Below are 25,688 nucleotides of genomic sequence, written 5' to 3'. Positions count from 1 at the left end.
ATATCCGCTGCCGCCGTCTTGCCTAGATCGCCAGGCCGTCCCGGTCGAACACGTGCCAGCGCGCCGGTTCCACGCGTATCACGGCCGCCTGTCCGTTCTGCCAGCGCACCTCCGGGTCGATGCGGGCGATGAACTGCGTGTTGCCGCCGTCCGGCGTCAGGTAGACGTAGCTCGTATCGCCCAACAGCTCCGCCGCCAGCACCGTGACTGCGATGCCCTCCGCGCCGGCACTCTCCAGCGCCATGTGTTCGGCACGCGCGCCCAGCGTGACGCTGTCGCCCACGGCCAGGCCGGCACGCGGGGCGACCTGCGCCAGCGCGCCGCCGGCCAGGCGCACGCCCATCGCGTGCGGCGCCAACTGCTCCACCCTGCCGCCGATGAAGTTCATGGCCGGAGAGCCGAGAAAGCCGGCCACAAACAGATTCGCGGGACGCTGGTACAAGTCCAGCGGCGCTCCCACCTGCTCCACCACGCCGCCGCGCAGCACCACGATGCGGTCGGCCAGCGTCATCGCCTCCACCTGGTCGTGCGTCACATAGATCATCGTGCTGCGCAGCGTGCGGTGCAGGTTCTTCAACTCGATGCGCATCTGCACCCGCAGCGCCGCGTCCAGGTTCGACAAGGGCTCGTCGAACAGGAACACCTGCGGCTGGCGGACGATGGCGCGGCCGATCGCCACCCGCTGCCGCTGCCCGCCGGAGAGCTCCTTCGGCTTGCGCTGCAATAGCGGTTCGATGCGCAGGATGGCCGCCGCCTGCTCCACCTTGCCGCGAATGTCATCTTGCGGCAGGGCCGCCAGCTTCAGCGCGAAAGCCATGTTGTCGTACACCGTCATGTGCGGGTACAGCGCATAACTCTGGAACACCATCGCCATGCCGCGCGCTGCCGGTGCCACCTTGGTCATGTCCTTACCGCCGATCAGCACCGCGCCTTCGTCGCTGTCTTCCAGTCCGCAGATAGTGCGCAACAGCGTCGATTTGCCGCAGCCGGATGGGCCGACGAACACCACGAACTCGCCGTCGGCAATGCTCAGGTCAATACCGCGCAGGATCTGCTGCTGGCCAAACCCTTTCTTGATGCCTTGTATTTCCAGTCCAGCCATTCCGCCTCCCTGTTAACCTCTGTTAGCCCAGCACCACTTCGACGCGATGCGCCGCACCGTCGCGCCGCATCGGTATGCGCGCCACGCCGTCGTGCACCGCCAGCGACACGCCATCCAGCGCGGCGCTCAGCACGGAACCGGCGTGGCGCTGCGGATTGCGCACGACGATCTCGTAGCTGCCGCCAGCATCCGGCAGTTGATGGCGGATGGTGAACTCCGGCCAGTCGTCCGGAATGCGGGGGGCCAGCACGATGGTGTCGCCGCCTTCGATGCGGAAACCAAGCACCGATTCCAGTCCCACGCGATACATCCATCCCGACGAGCCGGTGTACCACGTCCAGCCGCCGCGTCCGACGTGCGGCGCTTCGCCGTAGATATCGGCGGCGATCACATAGGGCTCGACCTGATACACGGCCACCGCCGCGGGGTCCAGCGCGTGGCTGACGGGGCTAAGCATCTCCAGCAGCGTCGCGGCGCGGCCGCGGCGCCCCGCCTCCGCCATCGCCCGCACGGCCCAGCAGGCGGCGTGCGTGTACTGGCCGCCGTTCTCGCGCACGCCGGCCACGTAACCCTTGATGTAACCGGGATCGTTGGGCGTATTGACGAAGGCTGGGGTCAGCAGGCGTATCAGCTTGTCCGGCTCGGACACCAGGCGCCGCTCCATCGCATCAAGCGCCTGCCTGGCGCGCTGCGGCGGCGCCACTTCCGAGATGACGGCCCAGGCCTGGGCCAGCGCATCGATCTGGCATTCGTCGCTGTCCCTGGAACCGATCACCGCGCCGTTGTCGTAGAAGGCGCGGCGGTACCATTCGCCATCCCAGCCGTCGGCATTCAATGCGTGGTCGAGATGGTCGTGATAGGCGCTATAAACCATCACACGCGTGTTGTCGCCGCGCTTCTCGCAGATCGGCAGGAAGTCCTTGATGATGCGGGACAGGAAAAAACCCATCCACACGCTCTCGCCGCGCCCTTCGCGGCCAACGCGGTTCATGCCATCGTTCCAGTCGCCTGTGCCCATCAGCGGCAGGCCGTGCGCGCCTTGCGTCAGCGAGCGGTCCAGCGCACGGCAGCAATGCTCGTAGACGTCGCCGCTGACGCCGGACAGTTCCGGCTTCAGGTACACCTCGTCCTCGCCCTCCGCCAGCAGCGGCGCGGTCAGGAATGGCTCCATCTCATCGAGCACGCTCCAGTCGCCGGTGGTGCTGATGTAAAAAGCCGTTATGTACGGCAGCCATAACAGATCGTCCGAGAAGCGCGTACGCAGGCCCTGCTCCATCGGCTCCGTGTGCCACCAGTGCAGCACGTCGCCTTCCACAAACTGGTGCGCCGCGTGAATGCGGATCTGCTGGCGGGTCAGGTCCGGACGGGCATAGATCATCGCGCTGGAGTCCTGCAGCTGGTCGCGGTAGCCCAGCGCTCCACCAGACTGGTAGAAGGCCGAACGGCCCCAGATGCGGCAGCTCAGGTTTTGATAGGCCAGCCAGCCGTTCTGCATCAGATCCACGGCGGGCACCGGGGTACTCACCTGCACCGTGCCGACGGTGTGGCGCCAGAATGCCGTGATCTCATCGAACGCCATTTGCACCGCGCCCGGCTCACGGTAGCGCCGCACCAGGTCCAGCGCGGCCTTGCGCTCCACCGTTTCTCCCAGCAGGAATACGCATTCCAGCGTGGCGCCGGGCGCCAGCACATGCACCACCTGGAGCGCCGCGCACGGATCAAGACTGGCGCCGGTGACGCCGTCGAGCCGCGGCACCGTCAGCGCCGCCGGATTGGCCGGGCTGCCGTGGCGGCCGATAAAGGAGGCACGGTCGGCACTGTGGTGAACGGCCGTTCCGGCGCCGGCCAGGGCGGCGGCGAAGGTCACGCCGTCGGCGAACTGACCGGCCAGCGGATTATGGGCCAGCAGCACGCCGCTGGCGTCATGTTCGGTGACGACGAAGGGGCTGCTGTCGGCCGGCGTGCCGCCCAACACCAGCCGCTGATACGAGAACAGCGACAGGCTGCGCGCTGCGGCGCCGCGATTGGCCACGCGCACGCGCACGATCTTCACCGGGTCATGGCGCGGGACGAACATGACGGTTTCCTGTTCAAGCTCGTGACTGACGTGACGGAAGCGCGAGTAGCCGAATCCATGCGCCGCCTCGTAACCAGCGCCAGCGGGCACCGGGCCCGGAAGCGGCGACCAGAATGCTCCGCTGTCCTCGTCGCGCACATAAAGCGCTTCGCCGTGCGGGTCGCGGATCGGATCGTTGTACCACGGGGTCAGGCGGTGCACGCGGCTGTTGCGGCTCCATGTATAGCCTGCGCCGCTCTCGCTGACCAGGAAACCGAAACCTTCATTGGAGATGGCGTTGGTCCACGCCAGCGGTGGCCGGTGCAGACCGCGTTCCGCATCCCAGTTCATGCGGATCACATATTCGTCGCCCGCCTCGGAGAAGCCGCCGTTGCCATTGAAGAAACGCAGCAACGGCCGGCCCGGCAGCGCGAAGGGGCCGTCGGCCCGCGGCGCTGGCAGCGCAGGCGGCGCGTGGGCCGCGCCGTCGATAGCCCCCAACGAGGGCAAGCCTCCGCGTACGATCAGCAAGGCATTCAGTTCGATGCGCGCCATCTCGGCCGGCGCGATATCGTCCGGCCTGCGCCGATAGACGCCTTCCTGCCGCGGCCCGTCGCCATCGGCCACCAGCAGCATGTTCAGCGGCACGCCCAACGCAGCCCAGTAGCGGCGCGCGCGCAGCATCAGATCGACGCTGGCATCGACGCGGCCCACGCTGCGCAACAGTATCATCGGGCCGGCCGGCAAACCGGAGCTCCGCGCGTTCACCGGCACGGCGGCGCCGGCAGACGCGCTGAGCACCGCGCTGGCGATGGCCGCCGTTGACGCGGACACCCGCACAGCCGACTGGCCGTACAACATGGCGCCCGCCAGGCGCTGGCAATACTCGGCCTGTGTATCGGTAAGCCCGATCCGCTGCCGCAACGCCATGCCTGCGGCGCGTGCGGCATCGAACAGCGGTTGGCCTCCGGCGTCCATCGCCGACGTCAGTGCCAACGCCTGATCGCGGCTCGGCGCCGCGCCCAGCATGAAGACCAGCCGCATCTGCTCGCCCGGACGAAGCACGATGCGGCGGCGCAGGCTGAAGGCGGGATCAAGCACGTTACCGGCGCTGGCGGACAATTCGCCATCCAGGCCCGCCGGCGCCCGCAGGTCGCGCCCGCGGCCGACGAAGCGGGTGCGGTCCGTCTCGTATCCTGCGGAGGTACCGCCGGCTGCGGCATGCACCATCCACAAGCCGGCTTCCCCTTCGCCACGAGGGCGGCGGCGCGCCAGCAGGGCGCCGGTGGCGGCATCGAACTCGGTCTGCACAAACAGTTTGGAGAACGCCGGATGCGAAGCCTCGTCGGACTGGCGGTTCAGTACGACCTCCAGATAGCTGGTCAATTCAATGGCGCGATCGATGTCCGACAAATTATTCAGCAAAACGCTGCGCAGCTCCACGTCGCGCTGCGGATCGACGGCGATTCCCATGCGCGCCTCGATGCCATGAGCAACCACGCCGATCCAGCAGCTGCCGGCATCGCCGCCCGCCCAACGCCGCATCCCGGCAGCATCGGCCGCGCCGGGCTGCGCGGCCAGCGACCAAAGCTGGCCGCTCGTGGCGTCGCGCAGATAGAAGAAATAGCCTTCCGCGTCCTCGATGCGGTCGCCGTTCCAGCGCGACAGCATGGAATCGCCAACGCGACTGAAGCCGGTGCCGGCGCCGGTGATCAGGGTGGTAAAGCTGCCGTTGGACAGCAGCTGCGCGTGACGCGACAGTTCAGGATTAGCCATGTTTATACCGGTTGGTTCAGGCAGGTGCCGTTGGTGGCGACGATATCGGCGTACAGCAGCGCGCTGTCCTTCAAGGTACGCTGCTGGGTTTCAAAGTTGACGTGGATGATGCCGAAGCGTTTGGAAAAACCCAGCGACCATTCAAGATTGTCCAGCAGCGACCACACCATGTAGCCGCGCAGGTCCACGCCCAGCTCCAGCGCCGCGTGCAGCGCGCCCATGTTCTTGCGCAGGCAGCTCACGCGCAGGGGATCGTGCACCCGCCCCTCTTCCGCCTGCGGCGGGTCGTAGAAGGCGGAGCCGTTCTCCATCACATACAGCGGGGTGTCGCCGTAGCGCTGCTTGAAGTTGACCAGCGTATCGGTCAGCCCTTGCGGGAACACTTCCCAGCCTGTTTCCGTATAGGTGGCCTGCGTCTGGCGAACCGGCGCAACGCGCAGCGGCCAGTGCGCGGGCTCGTGGCGCACCACACTGCGGGTGTAGTAGTTGATGCCGACGAAGTCCAGCTTCTGGCCGATCAGCTCGAAATCGGCGGCGGGCCAATCGGGCCAGGCCTCGCCGAAGATCTCCTTCAACTCCGGCGGATAGCAGCCGAGGAAAATCGGGTCCAGGTACTGGCGGTTCATGTAGGCGTCGGCGCGGCGGGTCGCATCGAGATCAGCCTGCGACTGGCTGGCCGGATATTTGGGTTCGATGTTGACGACGATGCCGATCTGGTACTTGCCCTCTTCGCGGTAGGCCTTGACGGCGCTGCCGTGCGCGCGCATCAGGTTATGGCTGGCCAGCGCCGCCTCGTGCAGGCTGCGATGGCCGGGAGCCAGCGTGCCGTGCAGGTAGCCGGCGTCCGTCACCACCCACGGCTCGTTCAGCGTGGCCCAGAATTTGACGCGGCCGTCGAAGGCGCGGAACAACACGCGCGCGTAGTCTGTGAACCAGTCGGCGATGTCGGGATTGAGCCAGCCGCCGCGGTCATCCAGCGCCGCCGGCAAATCCCAGTGGTACAACGTCACCATCGGCTCGATGCCATTGGCCAGCAGTTCGTCAATCAGCCGGCTGTAGAAATCCAGGCCGGCCTGATTCACCGCACCGCGACCTTGAGGCAGGATGCGGCTCCACGATACGCTGAAGCGATAGGCTTTCAATCCCAGTTTGACCATCAGCGCCACGTCTTCCTTGTAGCGGTTGTAGTGGTCGCAGGCGATGTCGCCATGGTCGCCGTCGCGCACATTGCCCGGCACCGCGCAGAACCGCTGCCAGATGCTGGCTCCCGCGCCGTCGGCCAGCGGCGATCCTTCGATCTGATAAGCGGAAGTGGCGCTCCCCCACAGGAAGTTGGCTGGAAATTGAATTGCTTTGTTCATGTAAAAGTCCCTTGGAGGCGGAAGTTAAAACGGAGCGGCGTCGATCTGCAAAACCGCGGGAAGACTGGTGATCGTGATCTGTTTTCCCTGCAAGGCCGCCGACTGTCCATTCAGGCGTACGGCACCCGGCGCGCCGGTCCAGGGCCAGCTGTAGATCACGCCGCCGGGCGGCAGGCGCGGCATGGCGTCTATGCGCAGCGTGAGGCGTCCGCCCTGCGCCGCCAGCGTGTAGCTGAGCGGGCCGTATGGCGTGCGCAGGCCGTGCAGACCGATGCCGGCGCCTTGCAGCCACGCGTTCGGTATGCCCTCGCCCAGCAGCAGCGCATGGTCGGATTCGCGTTCGTAGGCGAAGGAGTCGAGTGCGGCGCGGATGTAGTCGGAAGAGATCCACCCGTGCGGCATATCGCCGAGGAAGCGCGGCTGGCGCGCATCGCGGCCGACTACCTCGGCCCACTGATTCCATGCGGCCGGGCGCTGGTCGGCATGGAAGTAGTCCAGCAGCTCGGCGGCGCGCTCGCGCCAACCCAGGCGGATGAAGGCGCTGACGTTGCGCAGTTCATAGGGCGTGTAGTCCTCCCATGCTTTACTGCCGTCGCGGCGGGCGCGGAAAAAGTCCCAGTATTTTTCGTAGGTCGCCTGCAGCATCGCCGGCGGTAGATGCTGCTGTTCGCCGCCGGGCGTCAACGCGATGGTGGACGAGGTGGGATCGAAGTCACCCAGTTCCGCCGCGCCGGGCATGTAGTTCACCTTGTGCGCGGCGGTGCTGGTGGCCAGCGATGCGTAAAGATCGTGGCGGAACTCGTCGCGCTGGGCCGAGAGCCGTTGCGCGGCGGCGCCATCGCCCAATATCGCCGCCATGTCGGCCGCGTCCTTGTAGCCGCGCAGTGCCCAGAAGTCGTCCCAGTAGGAGTGCATCGGCTTGTCGGAATAGCCTTCGTGGCTGATCGATGCCGGCATCAAACCAAAGAGCGAACGGCGTTCCGCTGTCCGGTTGGCGTCGGTGCGTTCGGACTGGCGCAAGGATTCCATGTAGCGCGCGGCGGCCTCCACGCGCGGCCAGGCTGCGGACAGCGCGGCCTTGTCTTGCGTATAGCGATACAGTTCGGCGGCGAGGAAGATCAGCTGGCCGTGACTGTCGTTCTCCGGCACCGGGTCGGCACCGCGGCGGTCCACGCAGCACGGCACCTTGCCGTTGTCGAACTGGTACGGCGCGTACCAGCGCAGGTAGTCGGCGGCGATGGCGGGCTGGCCGAGACGCAGCAGCGCTTCCGACATCATGGCGCCGTCGCGTATCCAGGAGCGGCGGTAGGAGCGCGTGCCTGGCTGTAGCGCGGCGCCCTCGCGGGTCATCAGGATGTGGGCCAGCGATGAACGCAGTGTGTCGGCCATGTGCTGGCCGGCCGGCGGCATGCGCAGGGTGACCTGATTCAGCCTGTCACGCCAGGCGTCCGACACTTTGCCCTGCTCCCGCGTTAGCCAGGCGGCGCGCGCGCCGTCCGGTACGGTAGCGTCAACGCCGCCGGCCATCGGCAGGACGGCTCCCAGCACCACGCTGCCGTGCGGCGGCAACGTGATCTTGTAGGTCAGCGCGGCCGACGCCATGCCGATATCGTCGTGCGCGGTTCGAGCAGCGGCGGAAGATGCGCGCGACGTCGCCGCCCCTGCGCCACCCGGCAACAAGCCGGCATCGAACGACGCCAGCGCCACACTGGCCGGACGCTCCAGCGGATAGACCTTGGCGTCGCCGTTGATGGTCAGCGCCCTGCCATCCCATGCCAGGTCGTTGATCGCGCTGAAGCCGCCCGGCGTGTTGAGGAACTGGCGCGGCGCGTTCACCTGAAAGGGCCGCACGGCCAGCACCAGTTTCAGCTTCCTGCTTGTGCCGGTCAGGTTTTTCAGCGCGTAGCGGGCCAGCAGTTGCGACGACGTGGGCGTGCCCGCTGCCGCCGCGGTCACATCCAGCGTCCACGATGGATGCCGCCACTGCACCGTGGGCACGGGCAGATAGCCGTCGCGCAGGCTCTGGCTGACTTTGACGTCGGTCCAGCTGACCAGCTTTCCGCCGTCCTCGACGAAAGGCTCGACCGAGAAGCCGCCCTGCCGCGACTCGAGGGCGCCGTCCTCGGAAATCAGCGCGCTGTGGTCGCCGCCACCGTCCACGCCCACCAGCGTCCAGTATGGCTGCTGGCCGGAGAAGCCGCGCGGATACAGGCCCCGTTGCGCGCCTTGCGCCACTGCGGAGATGAAATCGTTGGGAGTGGCGCCGTAGGCCAGGTCCTTCAGCTCCACTTCAGCCAGCGCATAGCTTCCCGCCGGGCCATCGTGCAAGGCAAGGCGGATGTAGCGCGCCTCCGATTCCGCCAGTCGCAACGGATCTTCGCCGCCATTGCCGTCGACGACGCGGCGCACCGTGCGCCAGTTGCCGCCGTCGCTGGACAGTTCGATATCGTAGCGGCGCGCATAGCGGCGGCCCTGCCAGTGCAGTACCAGGCCACCGAATTCACGCTCCGCGCCGAGGTCAATCACGAGTTGCTGGCGTTTTCCACCGGTGCTGATCCACGCTGTCGCCGGATCGCCGTCCAATGCCTGGGCCGCCCCGCCCCGTGCGGCCGCCGACGATGCTTGCGCTGTGGCTCGCGGCCATGCCTTGGGCGTGGGCGGAAGCTCGCGGATCGCCAATTGACGAATATAGACCGAACCGCTGCCGCCGCCGCTGCCCGCGCTGACCACGAACTCGATGCGGTCGGCGTGAGTCAACGCATGGTCCTTGGCGGGCCCCCAGGCGAACAGGATCTGGCGCTTCTTGACCCGCACCAGTTGCCACTGTCTCGGGAAAGCGTAGTTCTGCTGCTGGAACCACCAGACGTTGTCGCCGCTGGCGTCGGTCAGCTTGAACTCGAAGTGATTGACCGGCGCATCGGCGCGGATGTAGAACGATATCTCGTAGTTCTCCGGCAGGTCGAGCGGCAGGCTGCGGCGCGCGAAGGCATAGCCGCCACGGCCAGCGAAATCGAAGTCCAGCCGCAGGCCGCCGTCGGCGGCGCCGGCCCTGGACAGCACACCATCCGAAGCCTGCGCCTGCCACTGGGCGATATTCGAAAAGTCGTCGAGCACCGCGGCGTGCGCCGCCACCGTGATCCAAAACGCGGCCAATAATGTGAAGAGACGCTTCATCCCTTGACGCTCCCCACCAGCAAGCCCTGTATGTAGTAGCGCTGCAGGCCGAGGAACAGCAGCAGCACCGGCAGGATGGTCAGCACCGAACCGGCCATCATCAGCTCATTGTCCTGCACGTGCTCACGCGACAGCGACGCCAGCGCCACCGGCAGCGTGTACAGGTCCTTGTCGGTCAAGACAATCAACGGCCACATGAAATCGTTCCACGTGCCGAGGAAGGTGAAAATCCCCAGCGTGACCAGGATAGGCGTCAACAGCGGCAGCACGATGATGCGGAAGATCTGGAACTCGCTGGCGCCGTCCATGCGTGCCGCCTCCAGCAAGGCGTCCGGTATCGTCAACGCATACTGCCGCACCAGGAAGATACCGAAGATGCCCGCCATCGCCGGAACCAGCACGGCGCCGTAGCTGTTCACCAACCCCATATACTTCAACAGCAGGAACAGCGGCAGCATCGCCACCTGGCTCGGTATCACCAGCGCGCCGAGCATGGCCTTGAAGATGCGGTCGCGGCCCTGGAAGCGCAGCTTGGCGAACGCATAGCCGGCGCTGACGTTGAACAGCAACGACAGCAGCGTCGCCGCGCACGACAGCAACACGCTGTTGAGCAGGTACTGGCCTATGCCCGCGTGGCTGAACAGCTCACGATAGTTATGTAATGTGGCGGAGCGCGGCAGCATCGGCAACGGGAAATTGCTCGATTCGCCCGGCGCCATCAACGATGTCGACACCATCCACCACAGCGGGAACAGCGTCAGCGCGCCCGCGCCCAGCATCAGGACATTGAGCAGCAGCGCGCGTGGTTTGTTAGGCAGGGCGCTCATGCATCCACTCCCTTGGCGACGCGCAGCTGCAACAGCGTGACGCAGAACATGATCGCGAACAGGATGAAGGCGACGGCGGACGCCGCGCCCAGGTTCCACCACTTGAAGCCCTGCTCATACATGAAGTACAGCACACTGACCGTGCTTTGCACCGGCCCGCCCTGCGTCATCACGTACGGCTCGGCGAACAGCTGGAAGTAGGCGGACATGCTCAGGATGCTGACCATCAGCAGCGTTGGCCCCAGCATCGGCCAGGTGATGTAGCGGAACTGCTGCCACACGCCCGCGCCGTCCAGGCCCGCCGCCTCGTACAGATCGTCCGGGATGCTTTGCAGCCCGGCCAGGAAGATGATCATGTTGTAGCCGAAGTTCTTCCACAGCGCGAACAGGATAATCGCGGGCATCGCCCAGTGCGGATCGTTGAGCCAGTCCACCGGCGAGATACCCAGCAGTTCCAGGCCGTGGTTGACCATGCCGTAGCGCGTGTGCAGCAGGTAGCGCCAGATCATCGCCACCGCCACCAGCGACGTCACCACCGGCGCAAAGAAGGCGGTGCGGAACAGCCCCTTGAAGCGCGTCAGCCGCGAATGCAGCAACAGCGCGGCCCCCAGCGAGGCGGCGATCGACAGCGGCACGCCCGCCACGACGAAGTACAGCGTATTGCCCAGCGCCTGCCAGAACAGCGGCGTTTGCAACAGCTCGGCGTAATTGCGCAGGCCGACGAAACGCAGGTTGCGCAGGTCGGCCAGCGCGTAGATGTCGAAGTCGGTCAGGCTCATGACCAGCGCCGCCAGCACCGGCAGGAAGAAGAACACGCAGATGACCAGCAGCGCCGGCCCGACAAAACACCAGGCGGCACGCTGCGAGTTCATTTCCCCTCCTTCCGCGCCAGCATCCAGCGGCGCTTTTCGAGGATATGGTCGGCCTTCGCATCCAGTTCGGCGGCGGCCTGCTCGGCCGTCAGCTCGCCGTGCGTTACGCGCTCCGCCACCAGGCGCATCTCGGTCGCGATCTGCTCCCACTCCGGCACCTTGGGCGCCGGCTTGACGCGCTCCAGCTGCTCGCCGAAGGCTTGGGCGTACTTGTCGTTCGCTAGGCGCGGATGCGACCAGTTGCTGCGACGAGGAGGCAGGTCGCCGGTCAGCTCATGGAAGCGCGCCATGGTGTCGGTGCGCGACAGGTATTCGATCAGCTGCCAGCCTGCGCGCTGGTGTTTCGACGATGCGGCCAGCACCAGGCTGGAGCCGCCTGCCACGGACGCCGCCGGCCCTGACGGACCTGGCAGGATGGCCGTCATCCAGCTGTCTTGCTGGTCCGCAGGCAGGCGGCGTTTGAACTCGCCCAAATTCCACGGACCGGAAATATAGAAGGACACATAGCCCATGCCGAATTCGTGGTACACATTGGTGATGCGGTTCAGCGGCGCCAGCTTCTGCGCATACATGTCCGCATACAGCTGCAGGCTGCGGCGGAACCCCGGCGTGCGGAAATTGCCATACCGGCCGCCGTCGCGCAGCAGCGGCTCGTCCTGCTGCAGGGCCAGTGCCAGCAGTGGCTCGAATTCTTCACTGGGCAGCAGGATGGCGTAGTTGTCCGGCCCGACGATGCGCTTGATCGCGGTCATCGCCTTCATCCAGTCCGCCCAGTTTTGTGGCGGCTTTGCGTAGCCGGCGCGGGCCAGCATGTCGCGGCGGTAGAACATCACGCGCGTGTCGACATACCAGGGCACGCCCCACAGCTTGCCGTCGACGATGTTGGTGTCCCAAATGCCGGGGAAGTAGTCGGCCGGCGTGACTAGCTGCGACGTCGCCACCTCGCCGTCCAGCGCCCGCAAGGCGCCGATGGCCTTGAATTCGGGGACCCATGTATTCCCGAGCTGGAAAATGTCCGGCATGACGTCGCCGGCGAACGCGGTCAGCAGCTTTTCATGCGCCGCGGTCCACGGCAGTTGCTGTACTTCGACGCGCACGCCGGGATGGGTGCGTTCGAACTCCGGCATCAGGGCGGTGACGACTTCGCCCTCGCGGCCCATGGCCCAGAACTTCAATACCACCCCCTCCTCCCGGCGCGGCACGCAGGAGGACAGCAGCGCGGCGAAGGCCAGCACCAGCAGAGCCGGAGAAAAGCGCATCCTCATTTCGACAGCCAGCCGCCGGTAAAGCCTGCGCGCGCCAGCCCGCGTCGGATGGCAGGGTTGCCGCGCATGACGCGCCAGACCAGATCGCTGCGGTAGTTCTCGGTCATGGCGATGATCGGCCCCTGGTCAATGCCGAGATAGTCGTTGTCGACCCAGCCTTTGCCGGCCACTACCCGGCCCTGCTGCAGCGGCACTTTGTATTCGAAGCTCGGATTGAACGCGTCCAGGAAGCCGTAGCGGTCGTAGATGAAATCACCGTAGCGCTGTTTTATCTCCAGCACGGCGGGGATGACGATCTCCGGCGCGAACGGCAGCGACGCGGCGACGGCGGTCGGCGCCAGCGTGCAGTCGTCGTAGGTTTTCAGGCCGCCGATGCCGCGCGCGGCGTAGGTGCGGAACGGCAGCTGCCGGCCTTCGTATTCCAGCGTCTTGTCGACCGGACCATCGCTGGCGGTGATGCCCCATACGTTGGCGCCGTAGCCTTTGCAGCGCAGCGGATTGCTGATCGCGTAGTCACGCTGAGCATAAGTGGCACGGCGGCTGTTTTCGAAATAGTCGTAGCCGCGCTCTCGCATGTAGTCGTCGCGAATGTCGCGGAAATCGATCCACACGTGGCTGTACTGGTGGATGAACATGGACGGGAAGCCCAGGTGTTCCTTGTCGCCCTTGCCCTCCAGGTTTTTGGCGTAGTTGCTGGTCCAGGCTTTCCATGCGTCGGGCCGCACCGGATGCGAGGGCGATCCCAATGCCAGCACGTAGATCAGCATCGCTTCGTTGTAGCCCTTCCAGTCGTAGCCGATGAAACCCGACTCGGGATGCCAGCCCAGCGCGATGGACGGCTTGCGCGCCTGCGCCCAGGTCCAGTCCACCCGCTCGTAGATTTCCGCCGCCAGCTTGCGGATTTCCTTCTCGGCGGTGTCGTCGCCGTCGAAGTAGGATTGGCAGAACAAGGCGCCGGCCAAGAACAGCGCGGTGTCCACAGTGGACAGTTCCACCTTGTCGTTGTAGCGCAGCCCCGTCTTCATGTCGAGGAAATGATAGAAGAAGCCCTTATAGCCGCTGGTGCCCGTGCCTTGGGCCGCGCCCTGCGGCGCATCGCGGAAGAAGAGCAGGGTGGCCAGTACGCGTTCGCGCGCCTGCTGGCGCGTGATGTAGCCGCGTTCGACGCCGATCGGATACGCGGTCAGCCCGAAGCCCACCGCCGCCACGCTGGAGAACGGTGGCGTCGGATAACGGTCCGGCACCAGGCCGTTGGCGGGGTTGGCGGTGTCCCAGAAGAAGTCGAAGGTGCGCTGTTCCAGCTGGTCGAACAGCGGCGGCAGCTGGTTATCACGAGCGGCAACGGCGCCGCAGCATAGCGCGGAAACGACAAGCACCAATCCGGCTAGGAGACGCGGCGTACGACGTAGCACGAGGGGCAATGACATGGATCGTTTTCTTCCATCAGAAGGCGTAGCGGGCGCTGAACTTCACGGTGCGCATCGGGCCACCGACCGAGTTCGGCGTACCCAGGTTCTTGTTGTCGCCACCGAGGCGGTTCTGCGGATTGCCGGGACCACCGCCCCAACCGTCGTAGCCGCCGTAATTGACGCTGTTGAACAGATTGAGCACGTCCGCGCGCAGCGACACTTTGCCGTAGCGGAAACCGACTTCCTTCGACACACCGACATCGACCTGGTGGAAGGCGCTGCCATTGCCCTTGGCCGATACGCAGTGATCGAAGCCGGTCGAGCAATCCGTGATACGGTAAGGCAGGCCGGAACCCAGCGTCAGCTTCCCGGACAACATCAACCCGAACGGCAGTACGCCATCGCTCACGCCGGCCACCACCAGGCGATGGCGCTCGACGTCGGTCGATGGATTCCAGCCCGACGTATTGCGGCCGTAGGTCCAGTTGAAGATATCGTTGGTCCATTCCTTGTTGGTGGTCTCGCCGCGGCTGTAGGTATAGGTCGCGCCCAGGCTCCAGGTGGAAGCCTTGGTGTACGGCTTGTCCATCTTCAGATAGGCCGAATCGGTTTTCGCCTCGGTGATGAAGTCGCCCAGGATTAGCGTGCTGAATCCCGGCACCGAACCCCACAGCGGATCGATCGGGCTTTGCGTGCCCCAGCCCCCCTGTGGATCGCGATTGCCGCCGAACCAGTTGAACTGGTTATGGCTGCGCGAATTGGTATAACCCGCCTCGCCGTTCCAGATGCCCAGCGCCTGGCGCAGGCCAAAGCTGAACTGGTCGGTGTAGGCCATCTTGTGATCGCTCTTGATCATCCAGATTTCGCCGCCGGGCTGCGCGTTCTTCTGCGATTCGTCCAGCGCATGGTTGGCGATGGTGCGGTCATACGCCCTGCCCCAACCAGCGAACAGCACCGAGGCGCGGTCGCCCTTGATGTCGTAGGACAGGCCCAGTCGCGGCGCCCACGCGCCCTTGAACGGCTTGCGGTTGCTGCCGGTGCTGATGTAGTCGCGGATATTGACGCCGCCCTTGGCCAGCGACTGCGCATAGGTCTGGCCGGCGGGCGCGCCGTCGCGCGGGTCCTGCTTGTCGAAGATGGCGACGCGGTCGGCCGGCGTGACATAGCTGTTGTTGAGCATATTGTCTTCGTAGTCGTAGCGCAGGCCGAGATTGAACAGCAGCTTGTCGCTGGCCTGCCAGTCGTCCTGGAAGTACAGGCCATACTGGTTGTTGGCGAAGTCCACGCCGCTGGCGGGGATGGCCTTGTCGGTGCGGATAACGCTGGCCAGGCCGGTCACGGTATCGATGCGCTCATAGATCTGGTCGACCGCGCGCGCCGTGCCGGACAGGTCGTAGGTGATGTGCTTGACCTTGACGCCGCCCTTCATCGTATGGCCGGCCAAGCCGTTGTAGGTCAGGTCGTCCTGCAGCAGGGTGCCGCTTTGTTCGCGGAACTGGTTGTTGGGCGAGCCGCCGACGATGATCACGTCGACCACGTTGTTGTCGGTATTGCTGGGCGAGACCTGGTAGCGGATGTACGGCTTGTTGGCGTTCGAATGCGGATTCCAGCTGTATTTTTCGTAGCCCAGGCGCGCCTCGTTGAGCCAGCGGTCGTTGCTCCACTCATGCTTGAAATCGAAACGGTCCTCGTCGTTGCTGCGGTTGAGGACATTCTCGGCCACGCTCAATTTGGCGTCTTCCGGTATCAGGTCGGTCTCGCGGCGCACGCGGGCGGTGGCCTCGACGCGCTGGTCGCGGTCGATCTGCGCATCCACCTTCAACAGGAACAGGTTCTCCTTGAACGACGACACAGACGAACCCTGTTGCGCCAGCAGTCCCGGCACCACGCCGGCGTTGGGCAGCAGGTCGGTTCGCTGCGCCACCACCTGGCGCGGACTGTCGATCTTCTTGCCTTCATACGCGAAGAAGAAGTGCGCCACGTCCTGCTTGATCGGACCGCCCAGCGTCACGCCGTACTGGTCCTGCGACGATGCCGGGCGCGATATGCCCTGGCGCTCGGCGGCCTTCTGGAACGGATCGAGCGCGGTCAGGTTGGTGCCGGTGTGGTCCCAGAACACGTCGCCGTGCAGCTGGTTGCCGCCGGACTTGGTGACGGCGGTGATCGCAGCGCTGGACACCTGGTCATACTCCGCCTTGTAGTTCTGCGAGATGACCTTGTACTCGGCCACCGCCGATTGCGGGAACGGATTGCCACGGCTGGAATCGAGGCCGGAGACGCCGCCGCGCAGGATGTTGTTCTTCTGGCTGACGCCATCGATGAAGACGTTGACGTTGTCCTGGTTCTGCGCGCCGCTCTGCACCTTGACGTTGCCGCTGTTGTCGACGTTGAAGCGCACGCCCGGCGCCAGGTCGGCGAAGGACAGGAAATTGCGCGTCACCTGCGGCAGCTTCTCGATCTGTTCGCGCGAGACCGAGGTGCCGATCTCGGAGCCGGCGACATCGCGCCGCGCGGCCGAATCGGTGATCACCACCTGCTGCACGCCGCCCTGCAAGGCCAGGTTGACCTGGCTGGTCTGGCCGACGCTGACGGTGACCAGTTCCGCCTTCTGCTCACCGACCCTGATCTCGTAGGTGCCGGGGGCGACACCGCTCAACACATAGCTGCCGTCGGCGCGCGTGACGGTGCGGTAGACGTAGCCATTGAGCTGGTTGGTGGCGCTGACCGCCGCACCGGCCGACGGCGCCGCGTTGGCGGCCGTGACCTGGCCCTGGATGGTGGCGCTGCTCAGTTGTGCGCCTGCGTATGGTGCGGCCAGCAAAGCGGCGGTCAGCGAGGCCGCCATGACGGATAGGCGTAAAGCGGGCAAATGGCGTGGGCTTGTTTTCATGTTTGTCTCCTGATTTTTGTTGTGTGAATCTAGGCATGAAGCGGAACTGCGATTTAAGTGGGTGTGCTCTCCCCTGTCGACGCGCGCGCCACCAGCTCTGCGCCCAGCGTCTGCGCGCTTGCGGGCACGCTGCCCGGCTGGCCGATCTTGGCGACCAGGCTTTCCAGCGCCCGCACACCCAGATCGGCAATCGGAACCCGGACGGTGGTCAGCGCCGGGCTGACATACCGCGCAATCGGAATATCGTCGAAGCCCGCCAGGGCCATGTCGCGCGGCAGCTGCAGGCCGCCCTGCTTGAGCGTCAGCAGCGCGCCGATGGCCATCATGTCGTTGGCGGCGAACAGCGCGTCGGGGCGCTGGCCTGCGTCCATCCCCAGCAACAGCTGGCCGACCGCCTGGCCGGACTGCTCGGAGAAGTCGCCCTCGTAGACATGTTCGGCGGCGCCGGGCGCCAGCTCGGCCAGCGCGGCGCGGTAGCCGCGCAGACGCTCCTGCGCCTCGAAGTTGCCGGACGGCCCGGCGAGGAAGGCGATGCGGCGATAACCGCCCGCCACCAGGTGCGCCACCATGGCGTGCGCGCCGCTGTAGTTGTCGACCGAAATGGACGGGTACTGGGTGCCGCCGGCGGCGTTGTTCATCAATACAACGGGCAGGTCTTCCGGCAGGTTATCGGACAGGAAGGCGGCATCGACGTGGGGCGACATCACCAGCAGGCCGTCGACGCGGCCGCGCATGGCGCGGATCGCCAGCGCTGCTTCGTCGGCGTCGCCGTGCAGACTGGAGACCATCAGGTGCAGGCCGCGGCGGCGCGCGGCGCCGTCTATGCCGCGTATGATCTCCGAGAAGAATTCGCCGTACAGGTCCGGCAGCAGCACGCCGATGGTGTTGGTGAAGCTGGTGGTCAGGCTGCGCGCGCCCACGTGCGGCATGTAGCGCATGCGCTTGACCACGGCCAGGATGTGCTTGCGGGTGTCGTCCGTGATGCTGGCATGGCCGTTCAACGCGCGCGAAACGGACGCGACGGAAACGCCCGCTTCCTGTGCCACATCCTTGATGGTGATTGCCATTGATAGCCTTCAGTGAAATGTAACCGGTTACATTGCAATCAAAAAGAAAACCGGTCACGCTTTAGAGGAATGTAACCGGTTACATTTGATATCACAAAGTCTACTCGCCTTTTGTCGGGCCTGTAAAGCGATTTTTGCAATATTGCTCGAAGCCCCCTGGCGCCCTGTCTTAGAGGGTCTTGACGAACTCGCGTATGCCGCCGAGCAGCATTTCGACCGACATCGCGGTCAGGATCAGGCCCATCAGGCGCTCGAAGGCCGTCATCACCTGCGGGCCCAGCACTTTCTGCAGGCGCTCGGCGCTGAGGAACACGGCCAGCCAAACCACACCCACCGCCGCCAGCGCGGCCACGTGCACCAGCACCTCGCCGGTGCTCTCGCGCGAGAACAGCAGCACCGTGGCCAGCGCCGACGGCCCGGCCAGCGCGGGGATCGCCAGCGGCACGATGAACGGCTCGCCGCCTTCGGTGCGCCCCAGCACGCCGTCGGGATGCGGGAAGATCATGCGGATCGAGATCAAGAGCAGGATCACGCTGCCGCCGATGCGCAGCGACACTTCCGACAATTGCAGCGCGGTCAGGAAGTGGCGACCGAAGAACATGAAGACCAGCAGCAGCACGAAGGCGATGGCGCACTCGCGGATCACGATGCGCGAGCGGCGCGCCACCGGCACCGGATTGAGCACGCTGGCGAACAGCGGCACGTTGCCGAACGGGTCGGTCACCAGCAGCAGCAGGATGAAGGTCTGGAAGAAGTTCTGGGTCATGGCATCTCGGGGTCAAATGAAAAACGGGAGCCGAAGCTCCCGTTTGCAGTGTACCACCAGATTCAGCTTAAGCCGATTTGCGGCGGCGTGCTACCACACCCATCAGGCCCAGGCCAGCCAGCAGCATGGCGTAGGTTTCTGGTTCTGGTACTGGCGCGGTTTCGTAGGTGTAGGTCACTTTAGCGTAGCCATCCATCGTCACCATCGTGTAATAGTCGGCATTGCCGTTGTCGCCGACCAGCGATTGGGTCGAAGCGCCCAGAACCGCGCCGCTGTATTTACCGGTGCCGATGAAGCTGCTCAGGTTGGTCGAGTACACCCCAAAATTGCTTTGGACCCATGGGGACAATGCCACATGGCGACCAGACGCACCGGCGTAGTCAGTGTTACCGTCGTAATTACCCAGGCTGAAGAACTGCGAATTCGAAGCATGGGTCAGCAGCGTGTCCGAGCCAACGGTCAGGGTCAGGTCAGCGGCTACGCCAACGGTGAAGTTGCCGGCCGAGCCAGTGTTTTCGATATTCAGTTCACCGTCGTACAGCTTGCTGTACAGATCGATGCGCACCGATTGCAGGGTGCCCAGGCTGCCGTCGAACTGGTCGAATTTCAGCACGCCGCCGCCGTTAACCTCAACGTCTTTAATGATATTGCTGTCGGCGGTTACCACCGCTGCGTTTGCACCCAGGGAGGCGCTCAGGGCGGCCGAGGCCAGCATCAATTTGGTAAATTTTTTCATGTCAGTTTTCCGCGATATTTATCTTGATGGGCCGTCTTAAACCTGTGCTGCGCGCGATTTGCGCTTGGCAACGAAGGCAACCATGCCCAGGCCCAGCAGCAGCATGCCGTAGGTTTCTGGCTCTGGCACTGGAGCGGCGGTGTAGGTATAGACGACTTTGCCGAAGCGGGTAGCGCTCGAATCATAGGTAGCTTTAACACCGCTTGCGCCGCTGCCGGTGATGCTGACATTGGCCGAGAAAGGCGCGTTCACAAAGCCGTTGCCGGTGAACAGTGCGAAATCGCTGTTGCCCAGGATCGCGGCGATCGACAAGGTGGTCGAGCCGGTGATACCAGAGATGACCTGCTTACCGTTCACGGTGTAAGGGGCATTGATCACCTGGGCGGTCGAGGTGCCCAGCACACTGGTGTCCGGACGCTTCAGGCTGATCGTCGCAGATGCGCCGACATTGGCACTCTTGTTCTGAACATTGTTCAGACCGGTAAGCGTGACGTTGGTGGTGACCAGCGAGGAGTAATCGATTTCGATGCCGGTCAGCGTACCCAGAGCGCCGTCAAACTGCTGGATGCTCAGCAGCGAGGTCAGGTTGACGCCGGAGGCCGGAAGAGTTCCCAAGTCGATGGTCAGCGTTTTTGCATAGGCAGGGACAGCAGCGGCAAAAGTGATGCACAGTGCAGAGGCAATCTTTTTCATATTCATATTTTTTCCCGATTAATGTACTAAGAGCGACCGTCCTGAACAGCCCATGGCAATCGCTGAGTTCCTTACTTAACGCAATCTTAACACAGAATATCCTATTTGCATTTCTTTTTACACATCTAAGAGAGTGTATTTGCAATATTAGTTGCCAATAAGTATTTATTCGTTGTCCATGACGCACAAATAAGAAAAGCGGCCAGTGGCCGCTTTTCTGTGGAGCAATAAACGCCGCTGGATGCGCGTTTAGTTGCCGCTCTCGCCCTTCTTGATCCAGGCCGCCAGCTGGTGCGGGCGCAGGCCGTCGTAGTCCTCGAACGGCTGGTGAATCCACGGGTTGTGCGGCAGTTCTTCCATCTGGTAGTCCGGCTTGAAGGCCGAGCTGCCCTTGGTCCAGATTACCGCCGTCTTCACTTCCGTCACGCCGTCGAAGTTGGACTTCAGATGGTCCATCACCTTCATCAGCGTCACGCCCGAATCGGCCAGGTCGTCGACCAGCAGGATGCGGCCGGCCAGCGGGCCCTTGGTCATCGTCATGTACTTGGCGATGTCGAGGTCGCCCTGCACCGTGCCCTTGTCGGCGCGGTAGGAGCTGGTCGACAGGATCGCCAGCGGCACGTCGAAGATGCGCGAGAACACGTCGCCAGGACGCACGCCGCCGCGCGCCAGGCACAGTACCTGGTCGAACTTCCAGCCCGACTCGTGCACCTTGAGCGCCAGGCGCTCGATCAGGCGGTGGTATTCATCCCAGGTGACCCAGAGGTGCTTGTCGTTCGATTGTGGGGTCGTCATATTTGCAAAATCCTTTGATTACTCGAATGGATGACGCAGCACGATCGTTTCCTCACGATCCGGGCCGGTCGATACCATGTCGACCGGCACGCCGACCAACTCTTCGATACGTTTGATGTAAGCGCGGGCCGTGGCCGGCAGCGCCGCCAGCGACTTGGCGCCCACGGTGCTCTCGGTCCAACCCGGCATTTCCTCGTACACCGGCACGCAACGGGCGGCTTCTTCAGCGCCGGACGGGAAGATGTCCACGGCCACGCCGTCGATGGTGTAGCCGGTGCACAGCTTCAGCGACTCCAGGCCGTCCAGCACGTCCAGCTTGGTCAGGCACATGCCCGTCACGCCGTTGATCTGCACCGAACGGCGCAGCAGCGCCGCGTCGAACCAGCCGCAGCGGCGGGCACGGCCCGTCACGGTGCCGAATTCGTGGCCCACTTGCGCCAGGTGATGGCCGACACCGGCATCGGTAGGCAGTTCCGAAGGGAACGGGCCGGAACCGACGCGGGTGGTGTAGGCCTTGGTGATGCCCATGATGTAGTGCAGCATGTTCGGACCGACGCCGGCACCGGCGGCGGCATTGCCGGCCACGCAGTTCGACGAGGTGACGAACGGATAGGTGCCGTGGTCGACGTCCAGCAGCGAACCCTGCGCGCCTTCGAACAGCAGGTTGGCGCCGGCCTTGTGCGCGGCGTACAGTGCGCTCGAGACGTCGGTCACCATCGGGCGCAGGCGCGGCACGTAGGCCAGCGCGTCGTCCAGGGTCTTCTGGTAGTCGACCTTCGGGGCCTTCAGATAGTTTTCCAGCACGAAGTTGTGGTAGTCCAGGTTCTCGGCCAGCTTTTCGGCGAAACGGCTTTCGTTCAGCAGGTCGGCGACGCGGATCGCGCGGCGCGCGACCTTGTCTTCGTAGGCCGGGCCGATGCCCTTGCCGGTGGTGCCGATCTTGGCTTCGCCACGCTTGGCTTCACGCGCCAGGTCGAGCGCCGAGTGGTAAGGCAGGATCACGGGCGCCGCGTCCGACACCTTCAGGCGCGACGCGACTTCGACGCCGACCTTTTCCAGCTTGTCGATCTCGCGCAGCACGTCCGGCACCGACACCACCACACCGTTGCCGATGTAGCAGGCCACGCCCGGGCGCATGATGCCCGACGGGATCAGCTGCAGCGCGGTCTTGACGCCGCCGATGACCAGCGTGTGGCCGGCGTTGTGGCCGCCCTGGAAGCGGACCACACCCTGTGCATGGTCGGTCAACCAATCGACGATCTTGCCCTTACCCTCATCGCCCCACTGGGTACCGATGACGACGACGTTTTTTGCGTTTTTCTTTGACATCACACTAACCTAAAGTTTTAAGAATCCAGTTGCTACCATTATCGTCGAGAACCAGAGCGCGGTCGCACTCGAACTCGTCCAGCTCGTTGCTGTGACCCGGCATACTCTGGATCACGACTTCGCCGGACTTGCGCAGTTCGGCGATTTTTTCCTTCAATTCCGGCGCATTGCCCCACGGCGCGCGGATCGAATGCTTGCGCTCCGCGGTCGGCAGCAGGCGCGCCAGTTCGCGCAGGTCGAGCGAGAAGCCGGTGGCGGGACGCGCCCGGCCGAAGGCCTCGCCTACGTGATCGTAACGGCCGCCGCGCGCCACCGCGTTCGGCAGGCCCGGCACGTACAGCGCGAACATCGCGCCGCTTTCGTACTGGTAGCCGCGCAGGTCGGCCAGGTCGATCGCCACTTCGGCGCGGCCGATGGCCGACGCCGCCAGCGCGGCCAGTTCGGCCAGTGCCTTGCTGATGCCAGGCAGGTCCGGCAGCACGTCGCGCGCGCGCTTCAGCACTTCGACGTCGCCGTACAGGTTCGGCAGCGCCAGCAGCGCGTCGCGCACCACCGGCGAATAATGTTGGGTCAGCGCCTGCAGGTCCGGCACGTCCTTGGCGCGCAGCGCCAGGTACAGCCGGGCTTCATCCTTCTTGGCCGCGGCGTCGCCTTCGAGGATGGCGCGCAGCACGCCGACGTGCGTCAGGTCCAGCCGCACTTCGGTGAAGCCGGCCAGGGCCAGCGAGGCCAGCGCCAGTTCCTGGATCTCGGCGTCGGCTTCCAGGCCGGCGTGGCCGTAGATCTCGGCGCCGATCTGCAGCGGCTCGCGGGTGGCGTGCAGACCCGACGGACGGGTATGCAGCACGCTGCCGGCGTAGCACAGGCGCGTGACGGAGTCGCGGTTCAGCAGGTGGGCGTCGATGCGCGCCACCTGGATCGTCATGTCGGCCCGCAGGCCCAGCATGCGACCCGACAGCTGGTCCACCAGTTTGAAGGTGCGCAGATCGGTGTCCTGGCCGGCGCCGGTCATCAGCGATTCCAGGTACTCCAGCAGCGGCGGCATGACCAGTTCATATCCGTACAGACGGAAATTATCCAGCATCAGTCGACGCAGCTCTTCAATCTTGCGCGCTTCCGACGGCAAAACGTCGGCGATATTCTCAGGCAAAAGCCAATTCGGCATGGGGAGGCAGTTTAAAAATGAACAATGTGGCGCACGCGCCGAGGCCCGCGAAGCGGAAGGCCGAACCTGATATTTTACGCGAAAATGCGTTGCGGGAGGGGAAAAAGATACGCCGGATGTCATTCCCGCGAAAGCGGGAACCCATACTGACTATGGATTCCCGCCTGCGCGGGAATGACTATACAACTTATTTTTTGGCGGGAGCAGCGGCCGGGCCGGCGGCGCCGGAGCCCTTGAAGTACTTGAAGAAGTCCGAGCTCGGGTCCATCACCATCACGTCGCTGCGGTTCTTGAACGTGGCGCGGTAGGCTTCCAGGCTGCGGTAGAACTTGTAGAACTCCGGGTTCCTGCCGAACGCTTCGGCATAGATCGCCGAGGCCTTGGCGTCGCCCTCGCCGCGGATCTGCTCGGCGTCGCGGTAGGCTTCGGCGATGATCACGGCGTGCTGGCGGTCGGCGTCGGCGCGGATCTTCTCCGATTCGGCGCTGCCGGTCGAACGCAGCTCATTGGCCACCCGGGTACGCTCGGCCTTCATGCGCTCGTACACCGAGTTGTTGATCTGCTCGACATACTCGACGCGCTTGAGGCGCACGTCGATGATCTCGACGCCGATCTGGGCCGATTCCGCCACCACCTTGGTGCGGATCGCCTCCATCACCTTGCCGCGCTGGCCGGAGATCACCTCGCCCACGGTGCGCTTGGTGATTTCCTCGTTCAACGCCGCCTTGACGATCTGCGACATGCGGTCGCGCGCGCGGTTCTCGTCGCCGCCGAAAGTCACGTAGTACAGCTTGGGCTGGTTCTCGGCGCGGCCGATGCGCCACTTGACGAAGCTGTCGACCAGGATGTTCATCTTCTCGGCCGTGATGAAGCGCTCGGCGTCCGGGGTCTCGATGGTCATGATGCGGTTATCGAGGTAGACCACGTTCTGGAACGGCGGCGGCAGCTTGAAATGCAGGCCCGGCTCGCGGATGACTTCCTTGATCTGGCCCAGCGCGAACACGATGGCGTACTTGCGTTGGTCGACCACGAACATGGTGCACGACAGCAGCAGGAACGCGACGAAGGCCGCAATGAGGGTACTGGCTAAGCGGTTCATTAACGACCCTCCCGTTCACGTAAGGCATCGCGGGCGCGTGAATCGCGCTGGCGACTGACTTCCACCTGCGGCATCACTTCGGCCGGCAAGGCGGACGACGACGGCGAGGCGGCAGCCTGCGCGGCGGCGCGGGCGGCAGCGGCGGCGCTGTCGGTGGCCGCGGCCTGGGCGATCATTTTATCCAGCGGCAGGTACAGCATATTGCTGCCGGACTTGGCGTCGACCATCACCTTGCTGGTGCTGGAGAAGATCTGCTGCATGGTTTCCAGGTACATGCGGTCGCGCGTGACGCCCGGCGCCTTCTGGTACTCGGCCAGCACCTGCTTGAAGCGCGCGGCATTGCCGGTGGCGTTCTCGGTGATCATGGAGCGATAGCCCTCGGCCTCCTGCAGCAGGCGCGAGGCGCTGCCGCGTGCGCGCGGGATCACGTCGTTGGCGTAAGCCTGGCCTTCGTTCTTCTGGCGCTCGCGGTCCTGCCCTGCCCTGACTGCATCGTCAAAGGCGACCTGCACCTGCTCCGGCGGCTGCACCGCCTGCAGGGTCACGTTCGAGATCAGCACGCCGGAGGCGTAGCGGTCGAGGATCTGCTGCATCAGCTGCTGGGTTTCGAGGGCGACCTTGTCGCGGCCCTCGTACAGCACGAAGTCCATCTTGTTCTTGCCGACGATTTCGCGGATCGAGGTCTCGGCCACCTGGCGTACGGTTTCCTCCTCGTCGCGGTTGTTCACCAGCCAGGCCACCGGGTCCTTCAGTTTGAACTGCACGGCGAACTGGATGTCGATGATATTTTCGTCATCGGTCAGCATCAGCGATTCGCGCGCCTGCTTGTTCTTGATGTTGTTACGATAGCCAATTTCCACCATGCGCATCTGCGAGACCTTGACGGTTTCGTCGCTCTGGAACGGATACGGCCAGCGCCAGTTGAAACCGGAGCCGGTCACGTGGCTGATCTTGCCGAAGGTGTAGACCACGCCGGCCTGGCCTTCCTGCACGATGAAGGAACCGCTGGCGAGCCAGATCAGCGCGATCACAGCGCCAATCGCGCCGGCGGTGGCGCGCATGCCGGCCAGGTCGGGACGACCGCCGCCGCCAGTGCCGCCGCCGTTACCGTCGGGACGATTCTTCTGACCGAAGAAGCTGTTCAGGCGCTGATTGAAATCGCGCCACAGCTGCTCCATGTCGGGCGGCCCTTCGCCGGGCTTCTTGCCTTCATTGGCTTGCGGCTTGCCGTCCTGCTTGCCCGAGCCCCAGCGGGGATCGTTCAGCGACAGCTTCAGGCCGAGACGTTTCATAAGTGACGAGACAC

At 64.7% G+C, this 25,688-nt stretch carries 18 protein-coding genes; all 18 read right to left on the bottom strand.

Annotated elements, in window-relative coordinates:
- Positions 1 to 22: 22 nt before the first annotated feature.
- Positions 23 to 1,102 carry an ABC transporter ATP-binding protein gene (locus tag ACEN9O_RS17650; protein WP_495613155.1) on the bottom strand — a complete coding sequence of 360 codons (1,080 nt, stop codon included), beginning with the start codon at positions 1,100 to 1,102 and terminating at the stop codon, positions 23 to 25.
- Between the two features lie 22 nt (positions 1,103 to 1,124).
- Positions 1,125 to 4,934 (bottom strand): GH36-type glycosyl hydrolase domain-containing protein, encoded by a 3,810-nt coding sequence (locus ACEN9O_RS17645; protein WP_495613154.1) that lies wholly within the window; start codon positions 4,932 to 4,934, stop codon positions 1,125 to 1,127.
- Positions 4,935 to 4,936: 2 nt separating this feature from the next.
- Complete coding sequence (locus ACEN9O_RS17640) at positions 4,937 to 6,295, bottom strand: GH1 family beta-glucosidase (protein WP_495613153.1); 1,359 nt, start codon at positions 6,293 to 6,295, stop codon at positions 4,937 to 4,939.
- Positions 6,296 to 6,319: 24 nt separating this feature from the next.
- Entirely contained in the window at positions 6,320 to 9,469 is a 3,150-nt protein-coding gene (locus tag ACEN9O_RS17635; RefSeq protein ID WP_495613152.1) for a discoidin domain-containing protein, read from the bottom strand.
- Entirely contained in the window at positions 9,466 to 10,296 is an 831-nt protein-coding gene (locus tag ACEN9O_RS17630) for a carbohydrate ABC transporter permease (RefSeq protein WP_495613151.1), read from the bottom strand. The genes ACEN9O_RS17635 and ACEN9O_RS17630 overlap by 4 nt, the downstream gene beginning before the upstream one ends.
- A complete protein-coding gene (locus ACEN9O_RS17625; RefSeq protein ID WP_495613150.1) occupies positions 10,293 to 11,168 on the bottom strand; it encodes a carbohydrate ABC transporter permease in 876 nt (291 codons plus the stop codon). Before ACEN9O_RS17625 ends, ACEN9O_RS17630 begins: the two co-directional genes overlap by 4 nt.
- Positions 11,165 to 12,427 carry a sugar ABC transporter substrate-binding protein gene (locus tag ACEN9O_RS17620; RefSeq protein WP_495613149.1) on the bottom strand — a complete coding sequence of 421 codons (1,263 nt, stop codon included), beginning with the start codon at positions 12,425 to 12,427 and terminating at the stop codon, positions 11,165 to 11,167. Before ACEN9O_RS17620 ends, ACEN9O_RS17625 begins: the two co-directional genes overlap by 4 nt.
- A 2-nt stretch (positions 12,428 to 12,429) precedes the next feature.
- Positions 12,430 to 13,809, bottom strand: coding sequence for a glucoamylase family protein (locus ACEN9O_RS17615; RefSeq protein WP_495613148.1), 1,380 nt, complete (start codon positions 13,807 to 13,809; stop codon positions 12,430 to 12,432).
- Between the two features lie 67 nt (positions 13,810 to 13,876).
- Entirely contained in the window at positions 13,877 to 16,732 is a 2,856-nt protein-coding gene (locus ACEN9O_RS17610; protein WP_495613147.1) for a TonB-dependent receptor, read from the bottom strand.
- A gap of 53 nt (positions 16,733 to 16,785) precedes the next feature.
- Positions 16,786 to 17,799, bottom strand: coding sequence for a LacI family DNA-binding transcriptional regulator (locus tag ACEN9O_RS17605; RefSeq protein ID WP_495613146.1), 1,014 nt, complete (start codon positions 17,797 to 17,799; stop codon positions 16,786 to 16,788).
- 169 nt (positions 17,800 to 17,968) lie between these two features.
- Entirely contained in the window at positions 17,969 to 18,565 is a 597-nt protein-coding gene (locus tag ACEN9O_RS17600; protein WP_495613145.1) for a MarC family protein, read from the bottom strand.
- Between the two features lie 67 nt (positions 18,566 to 18,632).
- Positions 18,633 to 19,301, bottom strand: a complete 669-nt coding sequence (locus ACEN9O_RS17595) for a choice-of-anchor E domain-containing protein (RefSeq protein ID WP_495613144.1) — start codon at positions 19,299 to 19,301, stop codon at positions 18,633 to 18,635.
- A 36-nt stretch (positions 19,302 to 19,337) separates the two neighbouring features.
- Positions 19,338 to 20,000, bottom strand: coding sequence for a choice-of-anchor E domain-containing protein (locus tag ACEN9O_RS17590; protein WP_495613143.1), 663 nt, complete (start codon positions 19,998 to 20,000; stop codon positions 19,338 to 19,340).
- Between the two features lie 243 nt (positions 20,001 to 20,243).
- A complete protein-coding gene (locus tag ACEN9O_RS17585) occupies positions 20,244 to 20,789 on the bottom strand; it encodes a phosphoribosyltransferase (RefSeq protein ID WP_495613142.1) in 546 nt (181 codons plus the stop codon).
- Between the two features lie 18 nt (positions 20,790 to 20,807).
- The gene (locus tag ACEN9O_RS17580) at positions 20,808 to 22,118 is read right to left on the bottom strand and encodes an adenylosuccinate synthase (protein ID WP_495613141.1); all 1,311 of its coding nucleotides are present in this window, start codon (positions 22,116 to 22,118) and stop codon (positions 20,808 to 20,810) included.
- 4 nt (positions 22,119 to 22,122) lie between these two features.
- Positions 22,123 to 23,283: an ATP phosphoribosyltransferase regulatory subunit gene (locus ACEN9O_RS17575; RefSeq protein ID WP_495613140.1), complete on the bottom strand. Its 1,161-nt coding sequence runs from the start codon at positions 23,281 to 23,283 to the stop codon at positions 22,123 to 22,125.
- A 187-nt stretch (positions 23,284 to 23,470) separates the two neighbouring features.
- Positions 23,471 to 24,382 carry a protease modulator HflC gene (gene hflC / locus ACEN9O_RS17570; RefSeq protein ID WP_495613139.1) on the bottom strand — a complete coding sequence of 304 codons (912 nt, stop codon included), beginning with the start codon at positions 24,380 to 24,382 and terminating at the stop codon, positions 23,471 to 23,473.
- Positions 24,382 to 25,674, bottom strand: a complete 1,293-nt coding sequence (hflK, locus tag ACEN9O_RS17565; RefSeq protein ID WP_495613138.1) for an FtsH protease activity modulator HflK — start codon at positions 25,672 to 25,674, stop codon at positions 24,382 to 24,384. The genes hflC and hflK overlap by 1 nt, the downstream gene beginning before the upstream one ends.
- Positions 25,675 to 25,688: the final 14 nt, after the last annotated feature.

The sequence above is a fragment of the Duganella sp. Dugasp78 genome, from assembly GCF_059491455.1.
Note: the sequence above shows the minus strand (reverse complement) of the source record. Positions and strands in the feature narration are given on the sequence as shown.

Bases quoted from the DNA above. Each gene is read 5' to 3' on its own strand.
- ACEN9O_RS17640 (WP_495613153.1), bottom strand. From the start codon at position 6,295: ATGAACAAAGCAATTCAATTTCCAGCCAACTTCCTGTGGGGGAGCGCC.
- ACEN9O_RS17590 (WP_495613143.1), bottom strand. From the start codon at position 20,000: ATGAATATGAAAAAGATTGCCTCTGCACTGTGCATCACTTTTGCCGCT.
- hflK (WP_495613138.1), bottom strand. From the start codon at position 25,674: ATGAAACGTCTCGGCCTGAAGCTGTCGCTGAACGATCCCCGCTGGGGC.
- ACEN9O_RS17620 (WP_495613149.1), bottom strand. From the start codon at position 12,427: ATGCGCTTTTCTCCGGCTCTGCTGGTGCTGGCCTTCGCCGCGCTGCTG.
- ACEN9O_RS17630 (WP_495613151.1), bottom strand. From the start codon at position 10,296: ATGAGCGCCCTGCCTAACAAACCACGCGCGCTGCTGCTCAATGTCCTG.
- ACEN9O_RS17610 (WP_495613147.1), bottom strand. From the start codon at position 16,732: ATGAAAACAAGCCCACGCCATTTGCCCGCTTTACGCCTATCCGTCATG.
- ACEN9O_RS17585 (WP_495613142.1), bottom strand. From the start codon at position 20,789: ATGACGACCCCACAATCGAACGACAAGCACCTCTGGGTCACCTGGGAT.
- ACEN9O_RS17600 (WP_495613145.1), bottom strand. From the start codon at position 18,565: ATGACCCAGAACTTCTTCCAGACCTTCATCCTGCTGCTGCTGGTGACC.
- ACEN9O_RS17605 (WP_495613146.1), bottom strand. From the start codon at position 17,799: ATGGCAATCACCATCAAGGATGTGGCACAGGAAGCGGGCGTTTCCGTC.
- ACEN9O_RS17635 (WP_495613152.1), bottom strand. From the start codon at position 9,469: ATGAAGCGTCTCTTCACATTATTGGCCGCGTTTTGGATCACGGTGGCG.
- ACEN9O_RS17580 (WP_495613141.1), bottom strand. From the start codon at position 22,118: ATGTCAAAGAAAAACGCAAAAAACGTCGTCGTCATCGGTACCCAGTGG.
- hflC (WP_495613139.1), bottom strand. From the start codon at position 24,382: ATGAACCGCTTAGCCAGTACCCTCATTGCGGCCTTCGTCGCGTTCCTG.
- ACEN9O_RS17625 (WP_495613150.1), bottom strand. From the start codon at position 11,168: ATGAACTCGCAGCGTGCCGCCTGGTGTTTTGTCGGGCCGGCGCTGCTG.
- ACEN9O_RS17575 (WP_495613140.1), bottom strand. From the start codon at position 23,283: ATGCCGAATTGGCTTTTGCCTGAGAATATCGCCGACGTTTTGCCGTCG.
- ACEN9O_RS17650 (WP_495613155.1), bottom strand. From the start codon at position 1,102: ATGGCTGGACTGGAAATACAAGGCATCAAGAAAGGGTTTGGCCAGCAG.
- ACEN9O_RS17595 (WP_495613144.1), bottom strand. From the start codon at position 19,301: ATGAAAAAATTTACCAAATTGATGCTGGCCTCGGCCGCCCTGAGCGCC.
- ACEN9O_RS17645 (WP_495613154.1), bottom strand. From the start codon at position 4,934: ATGGCTAATCCTGAACTGTCGCGTCACGCGCAGCTGCTGTCCAACGGC.